At 59.3% G+C, this 23304-nt stretch carries 18 protein-coding genes; 11 read left to right on the top strand and 7 right to left on the bottom strand.

Features of this window, described 5'->3' with window-relative positions:
* The gene (locus tag R5R33_RS11275) at positions 1-1164 is read left to right on the top strand and encodes an iron-containing alcohol dehydrogenase (protein ID WP_318952800.1); all 1164 of its coding nucleotides are present in this window, start codon (positions 1-3) and stop codon (positions 1162-1164) included.
* 22 nt (positions 1165-1186) lie between these two features.
* Positions 1187-1633: an acyl-CoA thioesterase gene (locus R5R33_RS11280; RefSeq protein ID WP_318952801.1), complete on the top strand. Its 447-nt coding sequence runs from the start codon at positions 1187-1189 to the stop codon at positions 1631-1633.
* A 118-nt stretch (positions 1634-1751) separates the two neighbouring features.
* Here the strand turns inward: R5R33_RS11280 and R5R33_RS11285 are convergent, their stop codons facing one another.
* Both R5R33_RS11285 and R5R33_RS11290 read right to left on the bottom strand, forming a co-directional pair.
* Complete coding sequence (locus R5R33_RS11285; protein ID WP_318952802.1) at positions 1752-3098, bottom strand: alkaline phosphatase; 1347 nt, start codon at positions 3096-3098, stop codon at positions 1752-1754.
* A gap of 67 nt (positions 3099-3165) precedes the next feature.
* Complete coding sequence (locus R5R33_RS11290; protein WP_318952803.1) at positions 3166-5907, bottom strand: TonB-dependent receptor domain-containing protein; 2742 nt, start codon at positions 5905-5907, stop codon at positions 3166-3168.
* A 318-nt stretch (positions 5908-6225) separates the two neighbouring features.
* Here R5R33_RS11290 and R5R33_RS11295 point away from each other — a divergent pair, with 318 nt between their 5' ends.
* Together R5R33_RS11295 and R5R33_RS11300 are read left to right on the top strand one after the other, a co-directional pair.
* Entirely contained in the window at positions 6226-8340 is a 2115-nt protein-coding gene (locus R5R33_RS11295) for a winged helix-turn-helix domain-containing protein (protein ID WP_318952804.1), read from the top strand.
* Positions 8341-8405: 65 nt separating this feature from the next.
* Positions 8406-9215: a DODA-type extradiol aromatic ring-opening family dioxygenase gene (locus tag R5R33_RS11300; RefSeq protein ID WP_318952805.1), complete on the top strand. Its 810-nt coding sequence runs from the start codon at positions 8406-8408 to the stop codon at positions 9213-9215.
* Positions 9216-9236: 21 nt separating this feature from the next.
* Here R5R33_RS11300 and R5R33_RS11305 read toward each other — a convergent pair whose 3' ends face one another.
* Positions 9237-9650 (bottom strand): MAPEG family protein, encoded by a 414-nt coding sequence (locus R5R33_RS11305; protein ID WP_318952806.1) that lies wholly within the window; start codon positions 9648-9650, stop codon positions 9237-9239.
* A gap of 66 nt (positions 9651-9716) precedes the next feature.
* Positions 9717-10148, bottom strand: a complete 432-nt coding sequence (locus tag R5R33_RS17775; RefSeq protein WP_404810364.1) for a thiol-disulfide oxidoreductase DCC family protein — start codon at positions 10146-10148, stop codon at positions 9717-9719.
* 126 nt (positions 10149-10274) lie between these two features.
* On the opposite strand from R5R33_RS17775, the gene R5R33_RS11310 reads away from it, so the two are divergent.
* The gene (locus R5R33_RS11310; RefSeq protein WP_318952807.1) at positions 10275-10946 is read left to right on the top strand and encodes a pseudouridine synthase; all 672 of its coding nucleotides are present in this window, start codon (positions 10275-10277) and stop codon (positions 10944-10946) included.
* Between the two features lie 451 nt (positions 10947-11397).
* Positions 11398-11949, top strand: coding sequence for a hypothetical protein (locus R5R33_RS11315; protein WP_318952808.1), 552 nt, complete (start codon positions 11398-11400; stop codon positions 11947-11949).
* Positions 11950-12092: 143 nt separating this feature from the next.
* On the opposite strand, the gene R5R33_RS11320 is transcribed toward R5R33_RS11315, so the two are convergent.
* Together R5R33_RS11320 and R5R33_RS11325 are read right to left on the bottom strand one after the other, a co-directional pair.
* Positions 12093-13220: a histidine decarboxylase gene (locus R5R33_RS11320; RefSeq protein ID WP_318952809.1), complete on the bottom strand. Its 1128-nt coding sequence runs from the start codon at positions 13218-13220 to the stop codon at positions 12093-12095.
* Between the two features lie 91 nt (positions 13221-13311).
* Entirely contained in the window at positions 13312-15657 is a 2346-nt protein-coding gene (locus R5R33_RS11325; RefSeq protein ID WP_318952810.1) for a Tex family protein, read from the bottom strand.
* A 424-nt stretch (positions 15658-16081) separates the two neighbouring features.
* On the opposite strand from R5R33_RS11325, the gene R5R33_RS11330 reads away from it, so the two are divergent.
* The 5 genes from R5R33_RS11330 (at position 16082) to R5R33_RS11350 (ending at position 22376) form a co-directional block, all read left to right on the top strand.
* The gene (locus tag R5R33_RS11330; RefSeq protein WP_318952811.1) at positions 16082-17260 is read left to right on the top strand and encodes an efflux RND transporter periplasmic adaptor subunit; all 1179 of its coding nucleotides are present in this window, start codon (positions 16082-16084) and stop codon (positions 17258-17260) included.
* 2 nt (positions 17261-17262) lie between these two features.
* Positions 17263-20397 carry an efflux RND transporter permease subunit gene (locus tag R5R33_RS11335; RefSeq protein ID WP_318952812.1) on the top strand — a complete coding sequence of 1045 codons (3135 nt, stop codon included), beginning with the start codon at positions 17263-17265 and terminating at the stop codon, positions 20395-20397.
* Between the two features lie 181 nt (positions 20398-20578).
* Positions 20579-21319, top strand: coding sequence for a 16S rRNA (uracil(1498)-N(3))-methyltransferase (locus R5R33_RS11340; protein WP_318952813.1), 741 nt, complete (start codon positions 20579-20581; stop codon positions 21317-21319).
* A 12-nt stretch (positions 21320-21331) separates the two neighbouring features.
* Complete coding sequence (locus R5R33_RS11345; protein ID WP_318952814.1) at positions 21332-21694, top strand: hypothetical protein; 363 nt, start codon at positions 21332-21334, stop codon at positions 21692-21694.
* A 22-nt stretch (positions 21695-21716) separates the two neighbouring features.
* Positions 21717-22376 carry an HAD family hydrolase gene (locus R5R33_RS11350; protein ID WP_318952815.1) on the top strand — a complete coding sequence of 220 codons (660 nt, stop codon included), beginning with the start codon at positions 21717-21719 and terminating at the stop codon, positions 22374-22376.
* Between the two features lie 34 nt (positions 22377-22410).
* On the opposite strand, the gene R5R33_RS11355 is transcribed toward R5R33_RS11350, so the two are convergent.
* Positions 22411-23163 (bottom strand): hypothetical protein, encoded by a 753-nt coding sequence (locus R5R33_RS11355; protein WP_318952816.1) that lies wholly within the window; start codon positions 23161-23163, stop codon positions 22411-22413.
* Positions 23164-23304: the final 141 nt, after the last annotated feature.

Here is a 23304-nt window from a genome sequence, read left to right on the forward strand (position 1 = left end):
ATGCAAGATTTCTCCTTCACCACCACCAAAACCATTGCCTGTGCCGCGGGTGCCGCGGCACAGCTGGCAGAGTACTGTCGCGCTACCGGCGCCAGCCGGATTATGCTGGTGACCGATACCGGAATCCTCAACGCCGGGTTGCTGGACAACGTACTGCCGGGATTTGACGGCCTGGATCTGCGCCTGGGTATTTTCGACCGGGTGGAAGCGGACCCCAAAAGTGCCACAGTGGAGGCGGCGGTGCAGGCAGCGCGGGGCCTAGGGGCGGAAATGATTGTCGGCTTCGGGGGTGGCAGCTCCATGGATGTGGCCAAGGTGATGGCGGTGCTGGGGCACCCGGATTGCCGACAGTCCCTCGATGAACTCTACGGTGTGGACAATGTACGTGGCCCGCGCCTGCCACTGTTGCAAGTGCCCACTACCGCCGGCACCGGCTCGGAAGTAACACCTATCGCCATCGTCACCACCGGCAAAACCACCAAGGCCGGTATCGTCTCACCTCTGTTGCAACCGGACACCGCATTGCTGGACCCGCTGCTCACCCTCGGCCTGCCACCGGCGGTGACCGCCGCCACCGGTATTGACGCCATGGTACACGCGATCGAGGCCTACACCTCCGCCCACAAAAAGAACCCGGTGTCCGACATGCTGGCGCGTGAGGCGCTGCGCCTTCTCGCCGGCAATATCGCCACCGCTACCCACAACGGCGCTGACCTCGAGGCCCGCTCTAATATGCTGCTGGGGGCGCTCTATGCGGGGCAGGCCTTCGCCAATGCGCCGGTGGCCGCGGTGCACGCGCTCGCCTATCCCCTCGGTGGGCACTTCCATATACCCCACGGGCTCAGTAACTCGCTGGTGCTGCCGCAGGTGTTGCGATTCAATGCTCCGGTGGCTGCGCCGCTGTATGCCGAACTGGCGCCGCTTATCATGGGCGGTGACTGCGGCGGTGGTAGCCCACAACAGCTGACCGAACAACTGATTTGCTGGCTGGAATCTCTGATCGCCGAGCTGCGGCTGCCGAACCGGCTGCGGGACTGCGGGGTAACCGAAGACAGTCTGCCGCGATTGGCCGCCGATGCGATGGAACAGCAGCGCCTGCTGGTGAACAATCCGCGTGCCGTGAGCGCGGCAGATGCACTGGCAATTTACCGCGCAGCCTACTGAAAAACGGGAAACAATAAAATTCATGCAGCAACAAGCAACTCCTTCCAATGACCACTTCAGTCGCGGCCACTACCGGGTTTTCTACCCCATTACCACTCGCTGGCACGACAACGATATCTACGGCCATGTGAACAACGTGACCTATTACAGCTACTTCGACAGCGCGGTGAACCGCTACCTGATCGAGGAGGGTGGACTGGATATTCACAACGCCGATGTGGTCGGGTTTGTGGTCAACTCCAGCTGCGACTACCGCGCGCCGCTAGCCTACCCCGAAGCGCTGGAAGCGGGTATTTGCGTGGAAAAACTGGGTAACAGCTCGGTGATCTATCGCGTGGGAATTTTTCGTGCGGGTGCGGAGCGGGCGGCGGCCAGCGGCAGTTTTACCCATGTGTTTGTGGAAAGAGCGCAGAATCGATCCGTTCCCATTCCCGCGATAATTCGCAAGGCGCTTGCGGCCATCGCCTAGGATTTTGCAACGAGGCAGATGGGAAAAAGACGCTGCCCCGGTACCGTATCCTGTGTGGGCAGCGCAAAAAACGACGATCAGAGAGAACTGTTGTGGTGCCTGCTTGGGGGTTGAGTTGTTAGTGGGTGAGTATACCGTCCATTAGTTGAAGTATTTTTTTACTGATCGCGGTGTTGTCCTGAAAGCCGCGGAACAGTTCACTACCGTGGCCATAGGCAAATACCTGCACATCCACGGCGTCGTGACCGCGGGTCGTCCAACCGGTATTTGAATAGCGGCTGCTTATTCGCACCACGGCATCATAGGTGGCTTCGGAGCTTGCCTGGCTCTCCTTCAGCGCGAGCAGCTCCTGCGCCTGTAGTGGGTAGCCAAAATTTTCCTGCCAGCTTTTTCCCGGATCAGCATCCGATTGCAAATCGCGGCTGAATTCGGCCAGGCTCTTTCGCTGTTGCGCGATGACCTCGGTGCGCCATAGATATTCCTTGTCGGCTGCCAGACTCAGGCCACCGGTGGAGTGATCGGCGGTGAGCACCAGCAGAGTATCCGGGTTTTCCTGGATAAATTTTTCCACGATCTCAATACTGCGCGCGAAGTCATCCATCTCGCGCATGGCGCAGGCAATGTCGTTGGCGTGACCGCACCAGTCGATCTGGCTGCCTTCGATCATCAGGAAAAAGCCGGCCTTGCCACTGTGCTTTTTCAGCAGCGCGAGAGCCGCGCCGGTCATGTGGGAAAGACGCTGCGGCGTGTCGCTGTCGATTGCGCGCGCCAATCCTTTATCGGCAAACACACCGATGGCCGGAATCCCGGTGATGTTTTCCAGCTGGCTCAGCTCGGTTGCACTCTGGTAACCGAGATTGCGGAATTCCTGCAGGATGTCGCGATCACGGCGCTGGAAATACTGCTGGCCGCCACCCAGCATCAGGTCGACGGTGGGGCGATTGTTGATTTTGATATCGATGAAATCGTTGGCAATTGCATCCTTGTTGCCGCGGGAATTGTTGTGGGCGACGAAGCTCGCCGGGGTGGCGTGGTTCAGTTCTGAGGTCACCACGATTGCGGTGTTTTTCCCGAGCCGCTTGGCGTGTTTCAGCAGCGACTGCAGCGGCTTTTGCTCGGTATCGACACCGATGGCACCGTTAAATGACTTTATTCCGGTAGCGAGTGCGGTGGCCGAGGCGGCGGAGTCGGTGACGTAGGTGTCGTCGTCGGGATAGGTGCTGGCGGTGCCTACCAGCAGGCGGTCAAATACCGTGGGGTCGACTTCCTTGGTTTCGGGGTTGTCGACGAAATAGCGGTAACCGCTGGTGTAGGCGGGGCCCATGCCATCGCCGATCATGAAAATAATATTGCGCGGCTGGGGCTGGGATTGCGCCTCGGTTCGGGTATGGGATTGCTGTTCGGTTTTACTACAGCCAGCCTGTGCTGTGAGACACAGCAGCAGCAGCAGAGAAAGTCTTTTCACGGAGTACTCCAAAAAAGCGGTGGCCGGAATGAAGGGCGGGGCGGGATCGCCGCCCCGTCCAACCCGGTTACAGGTTGTGCTTGTAACGCAGGTACATGGTGCGACCGATCACGTCGTACCCCAGCCAGTCGGCGTGATACGGGAAGTCATTGCGATAGGTGTTGTACTGTTGGAACAGCGGCGGCATTTCGTCGGTCAGGTTGTTTACACCCACCGTCACACGCCCCTCCCACGGGAACTCGTAACTGGCGTTGAGGTTGACCGTTTTGTACGCATCCAGGGTGTCGTAGGCCTGCTCCTCGGTGCCGTCGGGGTACTCGAAATAGTCGTAGCCCTTGGCACTGCCGGTGTAGAAGTAGGTCAGGTTCACCGCGAGGTTGTCTCTGCGCCAGCCGATGCTGCTGTTGGCTTTCAGCTTCGGTGTGTAGAACAGCTTGGTGGCATCTTCCACTTCACCGCCCACATACTCCTGGTACAGTTTTTCCGCCACGTAGGAGGTTTCTACGGAGAACCTGAGCTCACCCAGGTCGCCGAGTTCGAAGTCCTTGCTGAACTTGGCATCGACACCGCGGGTGGATTCGAACGCGGCGTTGATCGGGCCCTTGCGGATACACAGCAGGTTTTCCACACCGTCATCGACGATGTTGATAAAGCCGAGTCCGTTGAACTGGCTACAACTGCTGTAGCTGCCGGTCATGTTGTAGTTCGGGTCCTCGATGATTTCGCGGTTGCTGACACTGCGCACCGCACCGCGCAGTTCGATTTCCCACACGTCGAGGGTCATCTCGATATCGTCGGTGGGGGTCCACACCAGGCCCAGGTTCCAGTAATCCCCTTTCTCCTCTTCCAGATCCATGTTGCCGGCGGAGTAGGCGTCGTAGGCATCCTCGATCACCTCACCGGTGGGCAGCACCAGGTTCTCGGCGCCGAAGCCGAGGGTGTCGCCGGCGTACAGGCGGTGCATGTCCGGGGCGCGGAAGCTCTTGCCCCAGCTGCCGCGGATTAGCATGTCCTCGTAGGGGTGGTACATCAGGCCGATCTGCGGAGTGTAGGCACCCCCCACACTGGAGTCGTCGTTGTAGTGGTCATAGCGCGCGGCGGTAGACAGTTCCAGGGATTGTCCGCCTGCGGTGTTGAGCAGTGGGATCGCCAGCTCCACCGCCAGCGCACTGCGGGTGCGATCGCCGCCGCCGTTGGTGCCGCCCTGACCGAGCAGGCCACCGCTTACGGTATCTTCGTCCTGCTTGTCCTCGTAGCTCTCGCTGGCCCACTCCACGGAAGTGGCAAACGCGATGGGGCCGGCGAAGCCTTCCATCAGGTCGCCGGACAGGGTGGCCTGGAACTGGTTGATGGTTGCTTCCGAGTCGGTGACCGACACATCCATGATGCGCGCAGCCTGCTCGTCGGTGAGCTGGTCCATCGGATACCACTTGTCGGAGGTATCGTTGGGATCGAAGGTGATCATCTCCAGCACAGCGGCACCGTTGACCATGTGGATCTTTTCACGGTCGTAAAGGTTGAGGCCAGAGGACCAGGACACGTCCAGGTCGTAATCGTTGAACAGGGTGCCGGAAGCGCCGGCGGTGAGCGCGTACTTCTGTACCGTCGAGTAGTACATGCGTTCACCGGGAAAGTCGACGAAACGGCGGCGCACCTGGAAGCGGTGATAATCGTCCATGCCCTCGGTGGTGTAGGCGAGGCGGCCGCTGTCGGCATCCATGTAAATGTCTTCGGCGATGCTCTTGTCGGTCTTGAAGCGGTCGGAAGTCTTGTAGGAGCTCTGCAGGGTGCCGAACAGGCTCCAGTCTTCGTTCAGTTCGTATTCGGTGTTCACTACCAGGTTGATGCGCTCGTCCGCGGGCATCACGCCCTCGGTGGCGTCGCTGTCGTAATAGCAGCGGTAGGATTGCTCCGGCAAAAATACGGCGCCGTCGCCAAGCACCTGGTTACACCCCTCTTCGGTGGCGTAGACCCGTGAATCCGGGTTGAACACGCGGTCGTAGTCGCGCAGGTAGAGCGCGGAGCTGGACGGGCTATCCAGATGGTCGGGACCATTGCCCCACATCGTTTCACCGTCTTCATTGGTGTAGTAGCGCGGGGAATAGAGGAAGTCGCGATCCCGGTTCAGCAGGGATTCGATCTTCTTGTACTCCAGCATCACCATGGTGCTGGTTTTTTCCGTGGCAAAGCCCTGGGTGAAGGCGAAGTCGGTCTGCTCGAACCCGCCCTGCTGCGGTGCGGTGTAGCGGGCATCGATCTCGGTGCCCTCGTAACCTTTCTTGAGGATGATGTTCACCACCCCGCCGATGGCGTCGGAGCCGTAGATGGCCGAGGCACCGCCGGTCAGGATCTCGATGCGCTCTACCGCACTGGCGGGGATGTCGGAAACGTCGGTGAAGTTGGTGGAGCCGCCGTAGGCGGTGGGGAAGGAAGCCTGGCGGCGGCCGTTGATCAGCACCAGGGTGCGGTTCACACCCATACCGCGCAGGTTTACCGAGCTGGCGCTCTCCACATATGAGCCGTCGCCGGTGAAGTTGACCCCCGAATTGGCGGTAGAGGTCTGCAGCACATCGGTGATGGTGGTGAGGCCGCTCGCCTCGATATCCACCGCAGATATCACCTGTACCGGTGCCACCCCTTCCAGGTCGATGCGCTTGATGCGTGAACCGGTGACCTCGATCCGCTCGATGATCTGGTCGTCGGTGGCAGGTGTGGTGTCTGCCGTTTGTGCGCTGGCGGCGCCAGCCAGCGTCCCGAGGGCACCGCTGGCGGTGAGCCCTATGGCAAGTGCGAGTTTGTTCGCTTTCAAGTTACATCCCTCCGAAGCTTGTCGTGTGGTTATTATCTGTCCGCTGCCACCGCTCACCTGGGCCGGGGAACTCCCCGAGCGCGGGACGGCGGTGATGCTGGAACTTCTTTTTATGGGATGGCGGGTTACACGAATAGAGAGTGGGTGTCCGGAAGACTCTGCTGAATCTCTTTTAATATCTTTTTTAAGAAAATCAGTGGGTTACAGGTTGCCGTATATCGGTTCGCGGTTTTCTGTACAGGGGCGTCAGGTATAATTTCCAGTCAGCCAACACGGGGTTAAGCGGGGAAAAACGGTGAGCCTGGGGAGAGTCAGCCGGTGAATAATGTGCCGGAATACCAACTCGGCGGCGTCCGGGTAAATCTCAAAGCGCAGAGCGTCTGCCATGGCGAGCAGCGACTGGAGCTTTCGCAGAAAAAGTATTTCGATGTGCTCCAGTGCCTGCTGGAGCAGTACCCCAATTGGGTCACCCGCGAGCAGCTGATCGAGCTGGTTTGGGCTGGCAATCACTACGTGGGCGACAAGGCGATCAACAATGCCATCTGGCATATTCGCAAGTCGCTGGCGGAAATCGACCCCGATACCCAGTACATCGTCACCAAGCGCGGCCACGGCTATCGCTTGGCGGTGGAGCCGGTATTGGTTGCCGTAAATCCCGAGCCGGAACCTGCAGTGAAGGCTGGTCGCATTCTTCCCAAAGGCTGGTGGGGACTGGGAACCGGGCTGGCACTCGCTGCGCTTATTGCCTGGCTGGGGGTGTTGCACCTGGCGCCGGAGCCTCCGCCGCAGTTGCTGCCCCCAGAGCGCCTGACCAATTATCCCGGCAGTGAGTTTACTCCCGCGGTCGATCCCGGCGGCCAGTGGCTGGCTTTCACCTGGGCGCGTCCAAACCGGGATACCGATCTGTACATCCGCGCGCTGAGCGGCGAGGGGGAACCCAGGCAGCTCACCTTCAGCGCGCAGAGCGAGCACAGCCCGGAGTGGGCTCCGGACGGCAAGGGGCTTTACTACGTCGAGCGGGACAGCGCCGGGCCCAGCTGCCGGGTCAACTATCTGGAACTGGCGACTCTGGCGCGCAGGACCATCAGCAATTGTGTGTTTGAGCTGAACACCCACCTCGCCATCCACCCCTCCGGTTCGCCACTGGCGGTCAACCGGGTGGAACCGGGCATCTTCAACAGCGGTATCTACCTGATTGACCTCGAGGATCCTTCGCTTCCCGCACGGCGTCTGTCCTGTGGTGACGGGTGCAAATACGAAGATCGGGACATGGCCTTCTCCAGTGATGGCGCCCTGTTGGCATTCACCCGCAGGTCGGACCTGCTGTCGGAAAATATATATCTGCGCGACCTGCGCTCTGGCAGTGAGCGCCAGCTCACCCGCAATGAGAGCGATATCAAGAGTTTCAGCTGGGATCGCAGCGGTCGGCGCATCGTCTACACCAGCAAAGTGGCGGGCAAACGCCGGGTACGTTTGGTAGACCTCGAACACGCCGGCATCCGGGATCTCGACCTGCCCGGGGCCAGCAGCCTGAGTCGGGTGCCTGGCAGTGACCGTTTTGTTTACAGCGCAGGGAATACTGGCAAGTTCATCAGCTATCTGGATCTCGGGGGCGATCTGCGCGCGGCGATGCCACTGCTGCACGCCAACTTCAACCAACGCAGCGCGCACTACTCGCCGGTGCATCGCAAGCTGGTCTACTGCGCCAACGAGTCCGGGGCGATGGAGCTGTGGGTCAGCAATCTGGACGGCAGCGAGCGCGAGCAACTGACCAGTCTCGGAGGCGAAGTGGTGACGCCGCGCTGGTCCCATCGCGGCGATCGCATCGTATTTACCGCTTCCGACAACGCCGAAGACGGAAACCAGTTGCTGGTCATTGACTTCACCACCCGCGAAATCCGCAAGGTGACACCCGAGCATCACAATTACAGCCACCCGACCTGGTCGCCAGACGATCGCTTCCTGTTCGCCTCGGTATCCGACGGCGGTGAATACTATGCGCACCGTTTTGATCTGGCCGCGGGCGCGGACGAGAAACTCGGTGACATGCCGGTACTGAAACTGCTGCCCATGGGCGATAACCGGGTGCTGTTTACCGCCGGGGCCGAGGGCGGGTTGTGGCAGGCCGGGCTCAATGCATCGGCAACCGAGTGGCAAAATCCGCGGCAGTTGCTGCCGCCAGCGACCTTCGCCTCCCTGTACAACTGGGATGTGCATGGAGATAACGTCTATTTCCAGCGCAATGCCGGCGGACAGAGTCAGGTAATGAAGCTGGATCTCGCGAGCGGTGCCACGACGGCGCTGGCACTGGTGCCGCGCGGTTCCCTGGACCGTCTTAGTGACTTCAGTTATGTGCCCGAGCGGGACTGGTTGCTGTTCACCCAGCGCGAAGCCTATCAGTCCGATATCTACCAGTTTGAACTGCGGGATTGAAGTTTCAGCAGACCACGAATCGCATGCTCGGCTAGAATCACTGCGGTCAAAGCGGAGGTCTGGTTATGCCAGAGTCGAATTCAACACCGGAAATTCTGTTTGTATCCCACGGTGGCGGGCCGTTGCCGCTGCTCGGCGATCCCGGGCATGGGGAAATGGTAGATTACCTGCAGAACATTTCCCGTCGCCTGCGTCGTCCGTCGGCGATTCTGGTGGTAAGCGCACACTGGGAAGAGCGTGTGCCCACCATCACCTCCGGCGCCAATCCTTCTCTGATCTACGATTATTATGGTTTCCCGCAGGAGTCCTACAGTATCCAGTATCCGTGTCCCGGTGACCCGGGGCTGGCACAGGACGTTCACGCATCGTTGACGCGGGCGGGTATCACTTCTGCAATGGATGAAAGCCGCGGCTTTGATCACGGCCTGTTCGTGCCGCTGAAACTCCTTTTTCCACAGGCGGACATTCCCTGCATCCAGCTGTCCCTGAACAGTAACCTGGACGCCGCGCAACACTTGGCCATTGGCGTGGCGTTGCGAGGGGTGGTGCAGGAAAACCTGCTGGTGATCGGTTCCGGTTTTTCCTTCCACAACATGCGCGCATTTTTTGCCCCTGAAACGGCGGAATCCAAAAGGCTAAATGAATCGTTTGAGCAGTGGCTGCACGAGACCTGCACCAGTGCGGCAATGAGTGAAGCCGAGCGCACGCAGAGATTTGTCGATTGGGAGAACGCAGCGGGTGCGCGCTTTTGTCATCCGCGCGAAGAGCACCTGCTGCCACTGCACGTGTGTTACGGGTTGGCGAGCAGGCCGAGCACGGAAGCGTTTACCCTAAACATTCTCAACAAGCGCGCGAGCATGTATCTCTGGCAATAAACAAGCTGACTCGAAGTCTACTCAATGCGCGCCGCCCGATACGGTGCTAAGTAGAAGGCACCACATACTTAACACCGCCAGGAAGTTAATCGTAAACACGACGCCACGCAGGCGGATGTTCGTGGTGAAGATTTGCACCGCGCTGTGGATAACTCTTCCGGCAATAAATATCCATGCTAATAAAACAAACGCCGGCTGATACAGCGCAGGTGCGGCAATCACCACAAGGCAGGCCGCATAAAAGAACAGCGGCCATTCAAACTGGTTAGAAAGATTGGCGCTGACTTTTGGCTCGATCGATTGCCACGGATTCGAGCCATCTTCCTTTTTCCCGATATTCCAAATTTTGGGTGCTCGCATCAGTGTTAGTACGGCATACAGCAAGGCTGTCCACGCCACATGCGCCGCCATCGGGATTAAAAGTTCATTGCTCATAGGGTTGTAACCGAATGCGCCGATAAAGTGGCCGGGTTGAAAATTTTTCGACCAGAACCTGATCCATTACTTATCGTCTCCATGTATAAATCTCGATTCATTGTCGGGACCGGGTAACAGACAGTGGTCGTATTTACCAAAAAACCGGTAGCGATTTAACGCAATCCGGTCGTATAGCCAGTCCCTGAGTTTCCGGGGAACCACTGCGAAAACAGCAAATGTCGGCCATGGGAGTGGCAGGGCGCGCAGGATTCCGAGCAGTGCCGTTGATTTTGTGTATAACCGCTCACCATTGATATATACCATGGTTTCGAAGGTGTCCGTAGGCAGGCCGTAGTACACGAGTATTGCCTGCCCCTCTCTGGATTGCACCGTGGCCAGTTTAAAGATTCTGTTCCTGTCGAACCTGATAAGGAATCTCGCCCACGCCGAGCAGAGCTTGCAGACGCCGTCAAACAAAACCACTTTGTCGTTTTTATGAATGTATGGGGCGGGCATTCAGGCGTGCCTTTCAGTTTGTGCTCATGATAGGGGCCGGAATTGAATTGTACGCGCGGCACGGAAAAATTGAGTAAGCTTGCGCAATTACCCCCAAAGTCCTGATGTATTGCCCGAGGCCGAGTTTTGCGCCCCTACAGTCCACCTACCGAACCCTATCTGGATGTCGTCTACAGCGATGCTTTTCTGCTGGTGCTGGACAAGCCCAGCGGCCTGCTCACCGTACCCGGCCGCGATCCCGCCCACAAGGACTGTCTCGCCAGTCGCGCGCAGGCGGAATACCCGGACGCCCTGATCGTGCATCGCCTAGATATGGATACCTCGGGGTTGGTGGCGATGGCCCGTGGGGCCGAGGTGCACCGCCAGTTGAGCGCACTGTTCCAGAATCGCCAGGTGGAGAAGAGTTATCTGGCGCGCGTGTGGGGTGAGCCGCAAGGGGACAGTGGCGAGGTGGATCTGCCCCTGATCTGCGACTGGCCGAACCGGCCCAAGCAGATGGTGGATTTCGAGCACGGTAAGCCGTCGCTCACCCGCTGGCAGAAACTCGACAGCGATGGCCAATCGAGCCTGCTACAACTGACGCCGGTTACCGGAAGATCTCATCAGTTGCGCGTGCACATGCAGGCGCTCGGCCACCCGATTCTCGGCGATCCTTTTTATGCCCATGCGGAGGCACTTGCGGCGGCACCGCGGTTGCTGCTGCATGCGCAGGAACTTGGCTTTGAACATCCCGTATTGGGAAAATCTATGTGCTTCCTGTGCAACCCGGGAGCGGAGTTTCAATTTGGGGGACGGTGATCGGGAAGGTAGTGGCAGAGGTGACTGATCCCGACTGAAAAGCTCCTTTGGATTCACTGGGGAAATCTACCGAGGTTGGCCTGCTTCGCAGGTTGTGCTGCGTTGGTGTTTTATTATTGAGTCTTCGGGGCTGGGCGGGTGTGCTTGGCGGAAGGGCGCAATTTGGTCGCACAGGACACAACTATCGATGTCAGTTTGTGCATGTTCAGCATTTACATCGGTGAAGAAGTCTGTGCGAAAATTTAATGTGCGAATGGTGTGGCCTGAAGAGAAATAAGAATTGTCGTCGGTCATGCCGCCAGAAATTTCTGGTGGAAAATTTCTGAATAGAGATTGTTTCATTTTTCATTTTATTTATTTCTGTTGGTCTATATTGGAACGGATGTGCTAAGGCCGTGGCGAAGTATGCGGTGCCACGGAAGAATAAAACGTCCTAAATAAGGATATTTAAATGAAAAAAGCAATCTTAGCGGTACTTTTGTTTTTTGGGGTGATCGCAACAGCATCGGCAAATGATGCGCTAATTGCCGAGCGTCTGAAAGAATATTGGGCGGCGTATTCATCAACGGACTTTGTGAAGGCTGCCGAATTTATCCTTCCTGCGGATCTAAATGATTTGAAAAGCGAATTGCTGCCGGTATTTTTGGCTGCTAATGAGAGCCAGGATGTGGAGGTTAGGCAAATGGCACAATATTTTTTTGCTGATATTCCCCCAGGGAAATATACCTCAATGACTTCATCGGATGTCTTTTCTGCAATGAATACGCTCATGGCAGGCCTTTCACCCGATATGTTTTCGCTGTTGCAGGGGGCTGAATTGGAGGTGGTTAGTACCTCAAAAAACGCTGATGGATCTGTTGCTGTAAATGTTGCGATTAAAGTAGCGGGAGACTTCGCGGAAGATGTCATGTATCTCCGTCAGGAAAATGGCGAATGGTTCATGCGCGTCAATGAAAAGCCCAGCGTTACCGCAAATGGCTTTCGTCAACTGTTTGGGCAATAAGCGAATTCCGTCCGCCTCAGTGGGGGGCATAACAGCTGCTTTTACTGGCTACAGTTAACAATTTAAATCGTGTGACAAGGGCGACCAGAGTCGCCCTTGTTGATGAATAAATTTCTTGTAATTTTTCTGCTATTCAACCGGCCTTACTGGGGAACGTTCTCCGGCGTTGCCAGCATATCCTCCACCAACTCATCGATCTGGGCACGGGTGACATTCGGCATGCAGATCACGTGGCTCTGGCCGTTGGCGGTGGCGAGCTGCCATTTCTGCTTCACCGACTCAGCTACCTGTGGGAAAACCACGGTAATGGCATTGGGATTGCGCCAGGCGCTGATGCCGGCATTGCGCATACGGGTTTCGGCATAGCTGGCAGTATCCAGGGAGTGCTGGACGCGTGCCGCCAGTCCCTCCACACCCTGTGAGCGAATGGTGTGCCACAGCACCAGTGGGGTGAAACCATTGCGGGAGCCGGTGATGGTGGTGTCCAGGTTGCCGATATAGGAGATGGAGCGCGCAATGCGATCCACATTGCACTTGCGCGCCAGCACGATACCGCAGGGAATCGGCGAGCCGAAAAACTTGTGGCCGCTGATGGAAATACTGTCGGCGCCATCGGCAAAGTCGAACGCCGGGCGCGGCTCCATGAACGGCGCCATGCCGCCGCACAGCGCCGCGTCACTGTGGACGTAGCGTTGGCTGAAAGCCAGCTCGTCGAGGATGTGGTTGATCGTGTTCAGGTCGTCGCGGGCCTCGGTCATGGTGGTGCCGATATTGGCGAAGATGATCGGCGGAATATCCCGGCGCGCGCGCAGGGTTTCGCGCAGATCGTTGTAATCCATTTCGCCGTTTTTTTGCGAGCGGATCATGATGTGCCGCATGCCGAGAAAATGCAGGTTTTTCGCCACGCTGTAGTGAGTGTCCTGGGAGTAGTACACGATACCCTTGGGCAGCAATTCGCGGGCGAGGTACAGGCCATACAGGTTGCCTTCGGTACCACCGTTGGTGACGTAGCCCCACCAGTCATTTTTCGGCGCGCGCAGCAGTTCGGCAAAAAAGGTAATGACTTCCCGCTCGAAACTGCGGCTGTCTACCCGCCAGGTGGAATCGCCGAAGGGATCGCCGAGGTTGTTGAGCGGATATCGCAGGAATTCCACCAGATCCTCGAATTCGAAATCCTTGGATACCGGGTAACCGAGATACGACTGGGTATTTAAGCGGGTGCTTTCCAGAAATGCCTGCAGGCGGGCGCGATCGGAAGTGGAGAGTGCCATTTTGAATAAACCGTTTTTTTTATAGGAATAGTTTTGCGGCCTTGAATGAAAAAAGGCGGTCCGAAGACCGCCCTTTTGCTTGCGCGGCCGGTTATTTTTTGCCTTTCATCGCTGCGGCCAGCAGGTCACCCATGCTGCCGCGGCCGCCGTTGCCGGCGGGCTGCTGGCGGCTCTTGTTGTTGTGACGCTGCGCCTGGCGGCTCTCGCGGTGATCGCCTTTCTGCACACCGCCACTGCCCTGTTCGCCGGGCTCGTCAGACATGCGCATGGACAGACCGATACGCTTGCGTGCCACGTCCACTTCCATCACTTTCACCTTGACGATATCGCCGGCCTTGACCACCTCGTGCGGGTCCTTGACGAATCGTTCGGACAGCGCGGAGATGTGTACCAGACCGTCCTGGTGCACACCGATATCCACAAACGCGCCGAAGTTGGTGACGTTGGTTACGGTTCCTTCGAGCACCATGCCCGGGCGCAGGTCTTTGATCTCTTCCACGCCGTCTTCGAACTTGGCGGTGCGGAATTCCGGACGCGGGTCGCGACCGGGCTTTTCCAGTTCCGCGATGATGTCTTTCACCGTGGGCAGGCCGAATTTCTCGTCGGTGTAGTCCGCCGGATTCAGCTTGCGCAGGAACGCGGAGTCGCCGATCAGGCTGTTGATCTCGCGGCCGTTTTTCTCGGCGATGCGCTTCACCACGATGTAGGATTCGGGGTGCACGCCGGATTTATCCAGCGGGTTTTCGCCGTTGTTGATACGCAGGAAGCCGGCGGCCTGTTCGAACGCCTTGGGCCCGAGGCGCGGCACTTCTTTCAGCTGGTCGCGGCTCCTGAACGCTCCGTTCTGGTCGCGGTAGGTCACGATGTTAGCGGCGATGGAGGCGGTGAGGCCGGACACCCGCGCCAGCAGCGGTGCGGAGGCGGAGTTCAGCTCGGCACCGACGCCGTTCACACAGTCTTCCACCACCGCGTCCAGGGAGCGCGCCAGCTGGGACTGGGATACATCGTGCTGGTACTGGCCGACACCGATGGATTTGGGGTCGATCTTCACCAGTTCGGCGAGCGGATCTTGTAAACGGCGCGCGATGGAGATGGCGCCGCGAATGGTCACGTCCAGATCCGGGAATTCCTTGGCGGCGAATTCGGAAGCGGAGTACACGGAGGCGCCGGCCTCGTTGACCATCACTTTCTGTGCGGTCAGCTTGTACTGCTTGATGGTGTCGCCGACAAACTTGTCGGTCTCGCGGCTTGCGGTGCCGTTGCCGATGGCGATCAGACCCACATCGTATTTGTTGCAGAAGGCAGCGATGATCGCCGCGGATTCCTGAATGCGATTCTGCGGCGGCGTCGGGTAGATCGCTGTGTGGTCCAGCACCTTGCCGGTAGCGTCCACCACCGCAACTTTCACCCCGGTGCGCAGGCCCGGGTCGAGGCCGATGGTCGCCTTCTGACCGGCGGGCGCCGCCAGCAGCAGGTCTTTCAGGTTGCGGGAGAACACCTTGATGGCTTCCTCTTCCGCCATTTCACGCAGCTGGCCCAGCAGGTCGGTTTCCAGGCTGGTGAGCAGCTTGATACGCCAGGTCCAGCGCACCACCTCACCAAGCCACTTGTCAGCGGCGCGGCCCTGGTCCTCGATCTCCACATGGCGGGCAATCATCACTTCACACGGGTGGGCCTGGCTCGGGGTGCGCTCTTCGTCACCCTCGAGGCCCAGATTGATGGCGAGGATGCCTTCATTGCGGCCGCGGAAGATCGCCAGCGCGCGGTGGCTCGGTACCTTGGCGAAGGGTTCTGCGTATTCGAAGTAGTCGCGGAACTTGGCGCCTTCCTCCTCCTTGCCGTCCAACAGCTTGGATCTGACCAGACCGTCGCGGCTCAGGAAGTCGCGCAGCTTGCCCAGCAGCTCGGCGTCTTCGGCGAAGCGCTCCATCAGGATGAACTTGGCACCGTCCAGCGCGCTCTTGATGTCTTTGACGTGCAGGGCGGCATCTTCGTTGTCGCTGTTGAGATACTTCTGCGCTTCCTCTTCCGGGTTCAGGGTCGGATCGCTGAACAGCGCATCGGCCAGTGGCTCGAGGCCGGCTTCGATGGCGATCTGGCCCTTGGTGCGGCGCTTGGGCTTGTAAGGCAGGTAGAGGTCTTCGAGGCGGTTCTTGGTGTCGGCGGCGTTGATCTGCGCGGCGAGCTCGGGGGTCAGCTTGCCCTGCTCGTCGATGCTTTTCAGGATCGCGGCGCGGCGATCTTCCATTTCGCGCAGGTAGCGCAGGCGCTCTTCCAGGGTGCGCAGCTGGGTGTCGTCCAGCTCGCCGGTCACTTCCTTACGGTAGCGGGAGATGAAGGGCACGGTGGCACCCTCGTCCAGCAGTCCCACGGCGGCGGCCACCTGTTGTGGACGCACGTTGAGTTCTTCGGCGATACGGGCGTTGATATCCAACATCTTGTTATTTACATCCTCGGAGTTTCACGGTTCGACGGCAGCGCCGGGCCCGGTCGCAAATACGGGCGCGCAATTGAGCTTTGGCAGCGATAGCGGATGGACGATGAGAGTCCAACTGCGGGTGCTGGCCGGAAAATTCGGCGGCCATTATGGGCCAAGCGGGAGCGCTGACCAACATTGACAGGCGTGGAAATTGCGCCGCAAAAATTGCTCACGGTGTCCGTTTGCGGTCAATCGCATTCTGCTGCGACGGCCTGCACCCGAGGACAGTTCCAATGTCGCACAACACCTGTAGAATGCCCGGCTAGTTAAATTTTGATCAATGGACGCGTCTGTGAATCCAACGAAGAAAAGCACAAGCAAAAACAAAGTTTTAGGGATCGTTGTTTTAGCAGGTATCGCTGCGGTAGCCGCAGTGATATTGATGGCTCCGAAACCTGAGGAAAAAGTTGCCGAGACGGCGGTTCCGCCGGTGGCGGACATCCTCTTTGCAAATCCCGGCCGCCACACCCTGCTGGTGCCCAGCCAGGGCTCGGTGCACGCGCGCCACGAGATTGAAGTGGTGGCCCGTGTGGGTGGTGTGATTGAAAGCGTGAGCGGATCTTTCGTGCCCGGTGGCTTCTTCCAGCAGGGCGATTCCCTGCTGCAGATTGAGGCGGCGGACTACCGTCACCAGCTGACCCGCGCTGAATCCCAGGTGGCCGCCGCCGCGGCGTCCCTAGCCCAGGAGCAGGGGGTGTCAAAGCAGGCCAAGCGCGAGTGGCGCGATCTGGGCACTACCGCTGCCAATGACCTGTTCCTGCGCAAGCCGCAATTGGCGGCGGCGGAAGCCGCGCTGGCCGCGGCCAAGGCGGACCGCGACCAGGCCAAGCTGGACCTGGAGCGCACCGGGGTGAAGGCACCGTTTGCCGGCCGCGTGGTGGAAACCCTGGTGGATATCGGCCAGTTTGTCTCCCCTGGCACCAAGCTCGCGCGTATTCACAGCACCGGCGTTGCGGAAGTGCGCCTGCCGCTGACCGACCACCAGCTGTCCCTGCTGGAGCTGCCGCTGGGTCGCGCCATTGAGAATGGCCCGGCGGTGCGCATGACCGCCAACCTCGCCGGCGAGCCGCGCGAGTGGCGCGGACAGATCGTGCGCACCGAGGCCGCGATCGATCCCAACAGTCGTTTCGTCTACGCCGTGGCCCAGGTGCAGAACCCCTACCAGGGCGACGCGCCGCTGATCAACGGCCTGTTTGTGGAAGCGCAGGTTGCCGGCAAGACCTATGACGACATCACCCTGCTGCCGCGCCAGGCGCTGCACGAGGGCAGCCATGTCCTGGTGCTGAACGAGGAAAACCAGCTGGGCTTCAGAAGCGTGGAGCTGCTGCAGGCGGTGGGTGATCAGGTGTGGCTGCGCGGTGAAATCGCTACCGGCGACAAGATTGTGGTTTCGAGCCTCGGCTATTCCCGCGAGGGCATGGTGCTGACGCCCAACCCACTGAATGAAAAGCCCACCTCCAGCCTGATACTGGGTAATGAAGCGCCTGTGGATAACGACGCTGAAGAATCCGCCGAGGAAGCTTCCGGCAGCACCACCGTATCCGCACAGGGAGCGCACTGATCATGGATGGCATCATCGGATGGTTCGTCCGCAACAGTAAAGCTGCCAACCTGCTGATGTTCATGATCATCATCGGCGGGATTTTCGGCATGATGCATATCGGCCGCGAGGTATTCCCGGCCATCAACCCCGGCGTGGTCAAGATCGATATCAGCTACCCCGGTGCCGGCCCCGCGGAAGTGGAGCAGCAGGTCACCCAGCGGGTGGAGCAGGCGATTGCCGAAGTGAAGGGCATCAAGGAGATCAACTCCTGGTCCGCCCGCAGCCACAGCACCGTGCGTATCCAGGCGGTGGACGGTTACGACGAGCTGCGCCTGCTAAATGACATCAAGGTGCAGGTGGACTCCATCAACACCTTCCCCGCGGATATCGAGCGCCCGGTAATCGCGCTGGAAGAGTGGGAACAGCAGATGATGATGATCGCCATCGGCGGTCCCGTCTCCCCGCGCCAGTTGAAAGAGACTGCGCTGGATCTGCGCGACAAGATGATGCTGCTGCCCGGCGTGCGCCGTGTGGATGTGTGGGGCGAGCGCGCCGATGAGGTTTCCATCGAAGTCTCCGAAGTGGACCTGCGCCGCTACAACCTGTCGTTCGACGATGTGGCCAGCGCCGTGCGTCGCTCCTCACTGGATCTGCCCGCCGGTCGCGTGCGCTCCGACCGCGGCGACATCCAGGTGCAGACCCGCGGTCAGGCCTACACCGCGGAAGACTTTGCGCGCATTCCGGTACTGAGTCGCGCCGACGGCACCCAGTTGCTGTTGCGCGACGTGGCCACCATCAACGACGGCTTCGAGGAAGAGGGTTCCGTCATCCGCTTCAACGGCAAGCCGGCGATGAACCTGCGGGTGATGCAGGGGGAGCCGCTGGACGTGGTGGCCACCGCCGAGGCGATCCGCGAATTCATGAAGGAGACCCGCGAGACCCTGCCCCCGGGCATGGAATTCGAAACCTGGTTCGACTTCTCCGACGCCTACGAAAGCCGCATGAGCATGCTGTTCTGGAACGCGGTCACCGGCTTGTTGCTGGTGTTCGTGTTGCTGATGCTGTTCCTGCGCCCGGCACTGGCGGTGTGGGTGACCATCGGTATTTTCACTGCATTTATGGGCGCCTTCTGGCTGCTGCCGGTCACCGGCATCACCCTGAACATGCTGTCGCTGTTCGCGTTCCTGATGATTCTCGGGATCGTGGTGGACGACGCCATTATCGTCGGTGAGGCGGTGCACGCCGCCCACGACCGCGGTGAGGTGGGCCTCAAGGCGGCGGAAGCGGGCGTGAAGAATATTTCCGCACCGGTGATTTTCGCCGTGGTTTCCACCATGGTGTTCTTCGTGCCGATGCTGTTCCTGCCCGGCTACACCTCGCAGATGATGATGTCACTGCCGGTGGTGGTGCTGCTGAGCCTGAGCTTCTCGCTGATCGAGTCCCTGCTGATCCTGCCGGCGCACCTTGTGGGCCTGAAACCGGAAAAACCGGCTACCTCCGGGTTCGGTAAAAAGATGCAGGAAGTGCGCGGCAAGTTCGCGGCGGGCATGAAGGCCGCGGGTGACAAGTATTACCTGCCGCTGCTGGAAAAAACCCTGACCAACAGCCGCGCCACGGTAATGGTCTTTTTCATGGCGCTGATCCTGTCGTTCGCGCTGTTTGCGGGTGGCTATATCGGCAAGGCGTTCTCGCCGGAAGTGCCGTCCGACCTGCTGGAACTCCGCACCACCATGGCCCAGGGCGAGTCGTTTGCCGAGTCCAAGCGCGTGCTGGAACAGTTCGAGCGCGCGGGCGAGCAGTTGGCGAAAGACCCGGAAATGCTGGCGCTGAACGGTGGCAAGGAGTTCGTACAGAACACCATGGCGTTCTTGTGGCGCGGCAATGTGTTGGTATTGCTGCAGCTGACCGACGGTGAAGAGCGGGATGTGACCTCCGAACAGCTGGCGCTCAAGTGGCGTGAATACGTGGGCAAGTTGCCCGCCAGCGTGGAAGAGATGAATATCCAGCACACCATCAACGATGGTGGCAAGGGTATGTCACTGAACCTCAGCACCGCCTCCGGCAATATGGACGAGATGCGCCGCGCGGCCGACGAGGTGAAAAAGGCCCTGAACAGCTTCTCCGGTGTCTACGATGTGCGTGACAACCTGATCGCTGCACGTCAGGACATCGAGATCCAGTTGAAGCCCCATGCCACCAATATGGGGATCGGCCTCGCCGACGTCGCCAAGCAGGTACGCCAGGGCTTCTACGGTGAAGAGGTCCAGCGCATTCCCCGCGGCCGCGAGGACGTGCGCGTAATGGTGCGCTACCCGCAGGAAGAGCGCACCAGTGAAGACCAGATCGACCGTATCCGCGTCCGTACCAACGACGGTGAAATCCCGTTCAGTGCGGTGGCCGAAGCGGTCTACGTTCCGGGTTACACCACCATTCGCCGCAATGACCGCGAGCGTACGGTGCAGGTCACCGCGGAACTGATCCCCGGTACTTCTCCGGCGAACGAGATCCTCAAGGAGCTGCGTGACAAGAACCTGAAGAAATGGGAGAGCCAGTTCCCCGGCTTCAGCCTGAAGACCGCCGGTGAGATGCAGGAAGAAGAGGAATTCGGCACCTCGATCGTGGCGTTCTTCTTCCTGTCGATCTTCGCGATTTACGGACTGCTGGCGATTGCCTTCCGCTCCTACTCGCAGCCGCTGCTGATCCTCACCGCGGTGCCGTTCGGCTTCTTCGGTGCGATCCTGGGCCACCTGCTGATGGGCTATAACATCAGCATCATGTCCATGCTCGGCTTCCTCGCCGCCGCCGGCGTGGTGGTGAACGACAACCTGGTACTGATGGATCGCATCAACCAGCTGCGTGCCGAGGGTATGGCGGTGATGGATGCGGTGGTGCAGGCGGGGCGCGACCGCTTTCGCCCGATCATCCTTACCTCGTTGACCACCTTCGTGGGCTTGTTGCCGATCATGTTCGAGCGCTCGATCCAGGCGCAGTTCCTGATCCCGATGGTGGTGAGCCTGGCGTTCGGCGTTCTCTGTGCGACCTTCGTCACCCTGCTGCTGGTGCCGAACCTGTACAAGGTCATCGAGACCATCCGCATCAAGGTCAAAGGCGACAAGATTGCCGATGAACTGCCAGTGAGTTTCGAGAAAGTCTGAGGAAATTGCGGAGCACAGTGGCGGCCATTTGGTGGCCCTGTGCTCCACAACCTCATCGGCAATCGTTCCGCACAGGGTCACCGAACGCCCTTCGCTTTCACTCTTGTCGATACCGCCTACAACTTCTTCCCCGCCTGTATTACCCTTCACGCAATTCTTTTCCGCGAATCAGGAAATTTCCTTGCGTATTCCCCGTATCTATTCCGCCGAGCCGTTGGCGGGTAAATCCGAAATTCAGCTGGATGAAGCGGCCTCCCGCCATCTGGTTAAAGTCCTGCGTCTTGGCCCCGGCCGCCCTTTGATCCTGTTTGACGGCGAGGGTGGTGAATACGAGGCGGAGCTGCTGGATGCGGGTAAAAAGGCGCTGGTGAAAATCGGTGCCCACTCCGAGGACGACCGCCAGTCGCCACTCGCCATTACCCTCGCCATCGGCATCTCCCGCGGCGACCGCTTCGACTGGGTGATCCAGAAGGCCACCGAGCTGGGGGTGACCGCTATCCAGCCCCTGTTTACCGAGCGCTGTGAAGTTAAGCTCAGCGGCGAGCGCCTGGAGAAAAAGCTCAGCCAGTGGCAACAGATCGCCATCAGCGCCTGCGAACAGAGTGCGCGCAATCGCGTGCCGGAAATCCTGTCGCCACAGAAATTCATCCAGTATCTGGATCAGTCCAAGGACGCCGCCGCGTTGAAGCTCGTGCTGCACCACCGCACCGATTCCACCCTGGTGGAACTGGAACAGCAGGCGGGCCGGCCAGACGCCGCGCTATTATTGGTGGGCCCCGAGGGCGGGCTCTCCGCGGAAGAAATCGAACTGGCGCTGCGGCAGGGATTCCACCCGCTGCGTTTGGGACCGCGGGTATTACGTACGGAAACTGCACCGGTAGCCGCGCTATCGGTGCTGCAATTTCAATGGGGCGATTTTTAATCGGAGCACACTATGAAAGCACTTGTCTGGCTGATCGGCGCCGCCATCACCGTGATGTCGATTCTCATCATTCTCAAACCGCAGATCGCCCGCGATATCGGCGAGCGTATGAATCCGCAGCTGTTTTACTTTGCCGCCTGGGCGCGGATCGTGATCGGTATGATTTTTCTGGCAATTTCAGATACCCGCAGCTGGGGTACCCTGTTCAATGTGCTGGGGATTCTCCTGATCGTGGTGGGTGCCTTTGCCCTGCAATCCGGTTACGAGCGCACGCGAGAGTTTGTATTGGGTATCGTCCACGGCAACGAAAATTTGGTGCGTGTGGCCGGCGCCGTTGGTGTGTTGATCGGTTTGTTGCTGATCTCCGCCAGCTGACAGAAAAAAATCGGAATATTCGATGTTGAATCCCTATTCAAATACCCGGCTGGTGATTTTCGACTGCGATGGCGTACTGGTGGACAGTGAATCCATCGTCTGCCGGGTGCTGGCCGAGGAAATGACAAAACTCGGCATGCCGGCGACCGCCGAGGAGTTGGATGAACAGTTCAGCGGCCGGCCGTCACAGGATTGCATTCGCGATATTGAAATCCGCTATGGTGGCCCACTGCCAACATCCTATTTCAATGCCACCGAGAGCCGTATCCGCGAGGCCTTCCACAGCGAGCTGGAAGCGGTGACGGGTATTTACGAGGTGCTGGAGAAATTAAAGGCTACCGATCTGCAAACCTGCGTGGCCTCCTCCGGGCCGCATGCAAAAATGCAGATCACCCTGAATAAAACCGGGTTGTGGGATTATTTCGCCGGGCGCATCTTTAGCGCCGACGATGTGGGGCGCGGCAAGCCGTGGCCCGACCTGTTCCTGCACAGCGCACTCCAGTTCGGCATCGCGCCCGAGCACTGCCTGGTGGTGGAAGATTCCATCGCCGGGGTAAAGGCCGCGGTGGCTGCCGGCATGCCGGTGATCGGCTACAGTCACAACGGCGCGCGCGCGCGGCAGCTGGAAGCCGAAGGTGCGCGGGTCATCAATGATATGCAGTTGTTGGTGGATTATTTCTAGGGAATCGCTGGAAAACGTAGCGATTCCCCAGGCGTTACTGGGTCAGTCGCACCAGCACCGAAGCGCTGCGCCGCGTGTTCTTGTCGTCGACAAACGTGCGGGTGTAGCGCAGTTCATAAATACCCTGGGACAGCAGCTCGTCTACCAGCCCCGGCGGTAACTCCACGGTTTCCTTCAGTGGCTTGCCCACCTCCGCCATCACCGGCTGTGAAACCTCGTACACAACCTGGTCGCCAACTACGAACTGGCCCGCGACCGAATAGGCATTGATCTCGCCGACATCGCTGTTGAGGTTCCAGGCCATCATCAGCTTCCGGGATTTGCCACTGGCCGTCTGGATTGCGGGTGAGGCCTCTACCTGCACCAGGCGGCCACCGGCGTCGATATCGAACAGGATATGGTTGGACAGGCTGCCGGCGGCACCGGCAAACACCCGGCGATAGCCGACCCGCCGCACACCCTTGGCGTACCAGCTGCGCGCCTGCACAGGTGAGATCTGCACCAGTTCGGTTATTTCCCCCCGGTCTCCGCTAAACTCGAGAATTTGGTCCACCACCGCCAGTTCCTGATTATTGTCGAGGTTCACGAACACGCCTCGCGGCGAGGCTGCACCGCCTTTGCTCGCCACCCGCCAAGTCACCTTTTCCTGATACCCCGCGCTGGCGTCCAGCCAGGCATCGCCTGGGTCGACAGTGACAATCTGCTGGGCCTGAATTACCGCTGTGCTGACAAAGACGGCTAGTCCTATTGCGGTGGCACCAAGCGTAGTAACGATGTTCTTGTTCATGGCGATCTCCCGTGGAGCCCGTGGAGATAGCCCCGCGCAGACGGGGCGTAGTGTTGCAAGAGTAAGGTGCAGCGGATCTTGTCAGAAATAGGCTGACGGGCACTTTGGCACTCCTTGCATTGGTCTTTTCTTCTGGCTCCT

Origin of the sequence: Microbulbifer pacificus (genome assembly GCF_033723955.1) — a bacterium.
Lineage (GTDB): Bacteria > Pseudomonadota > Gammaproteobacteria > Pseudomonadales > Cellvibrionaceae > Microbulbifer > Microbulbifer pacificus.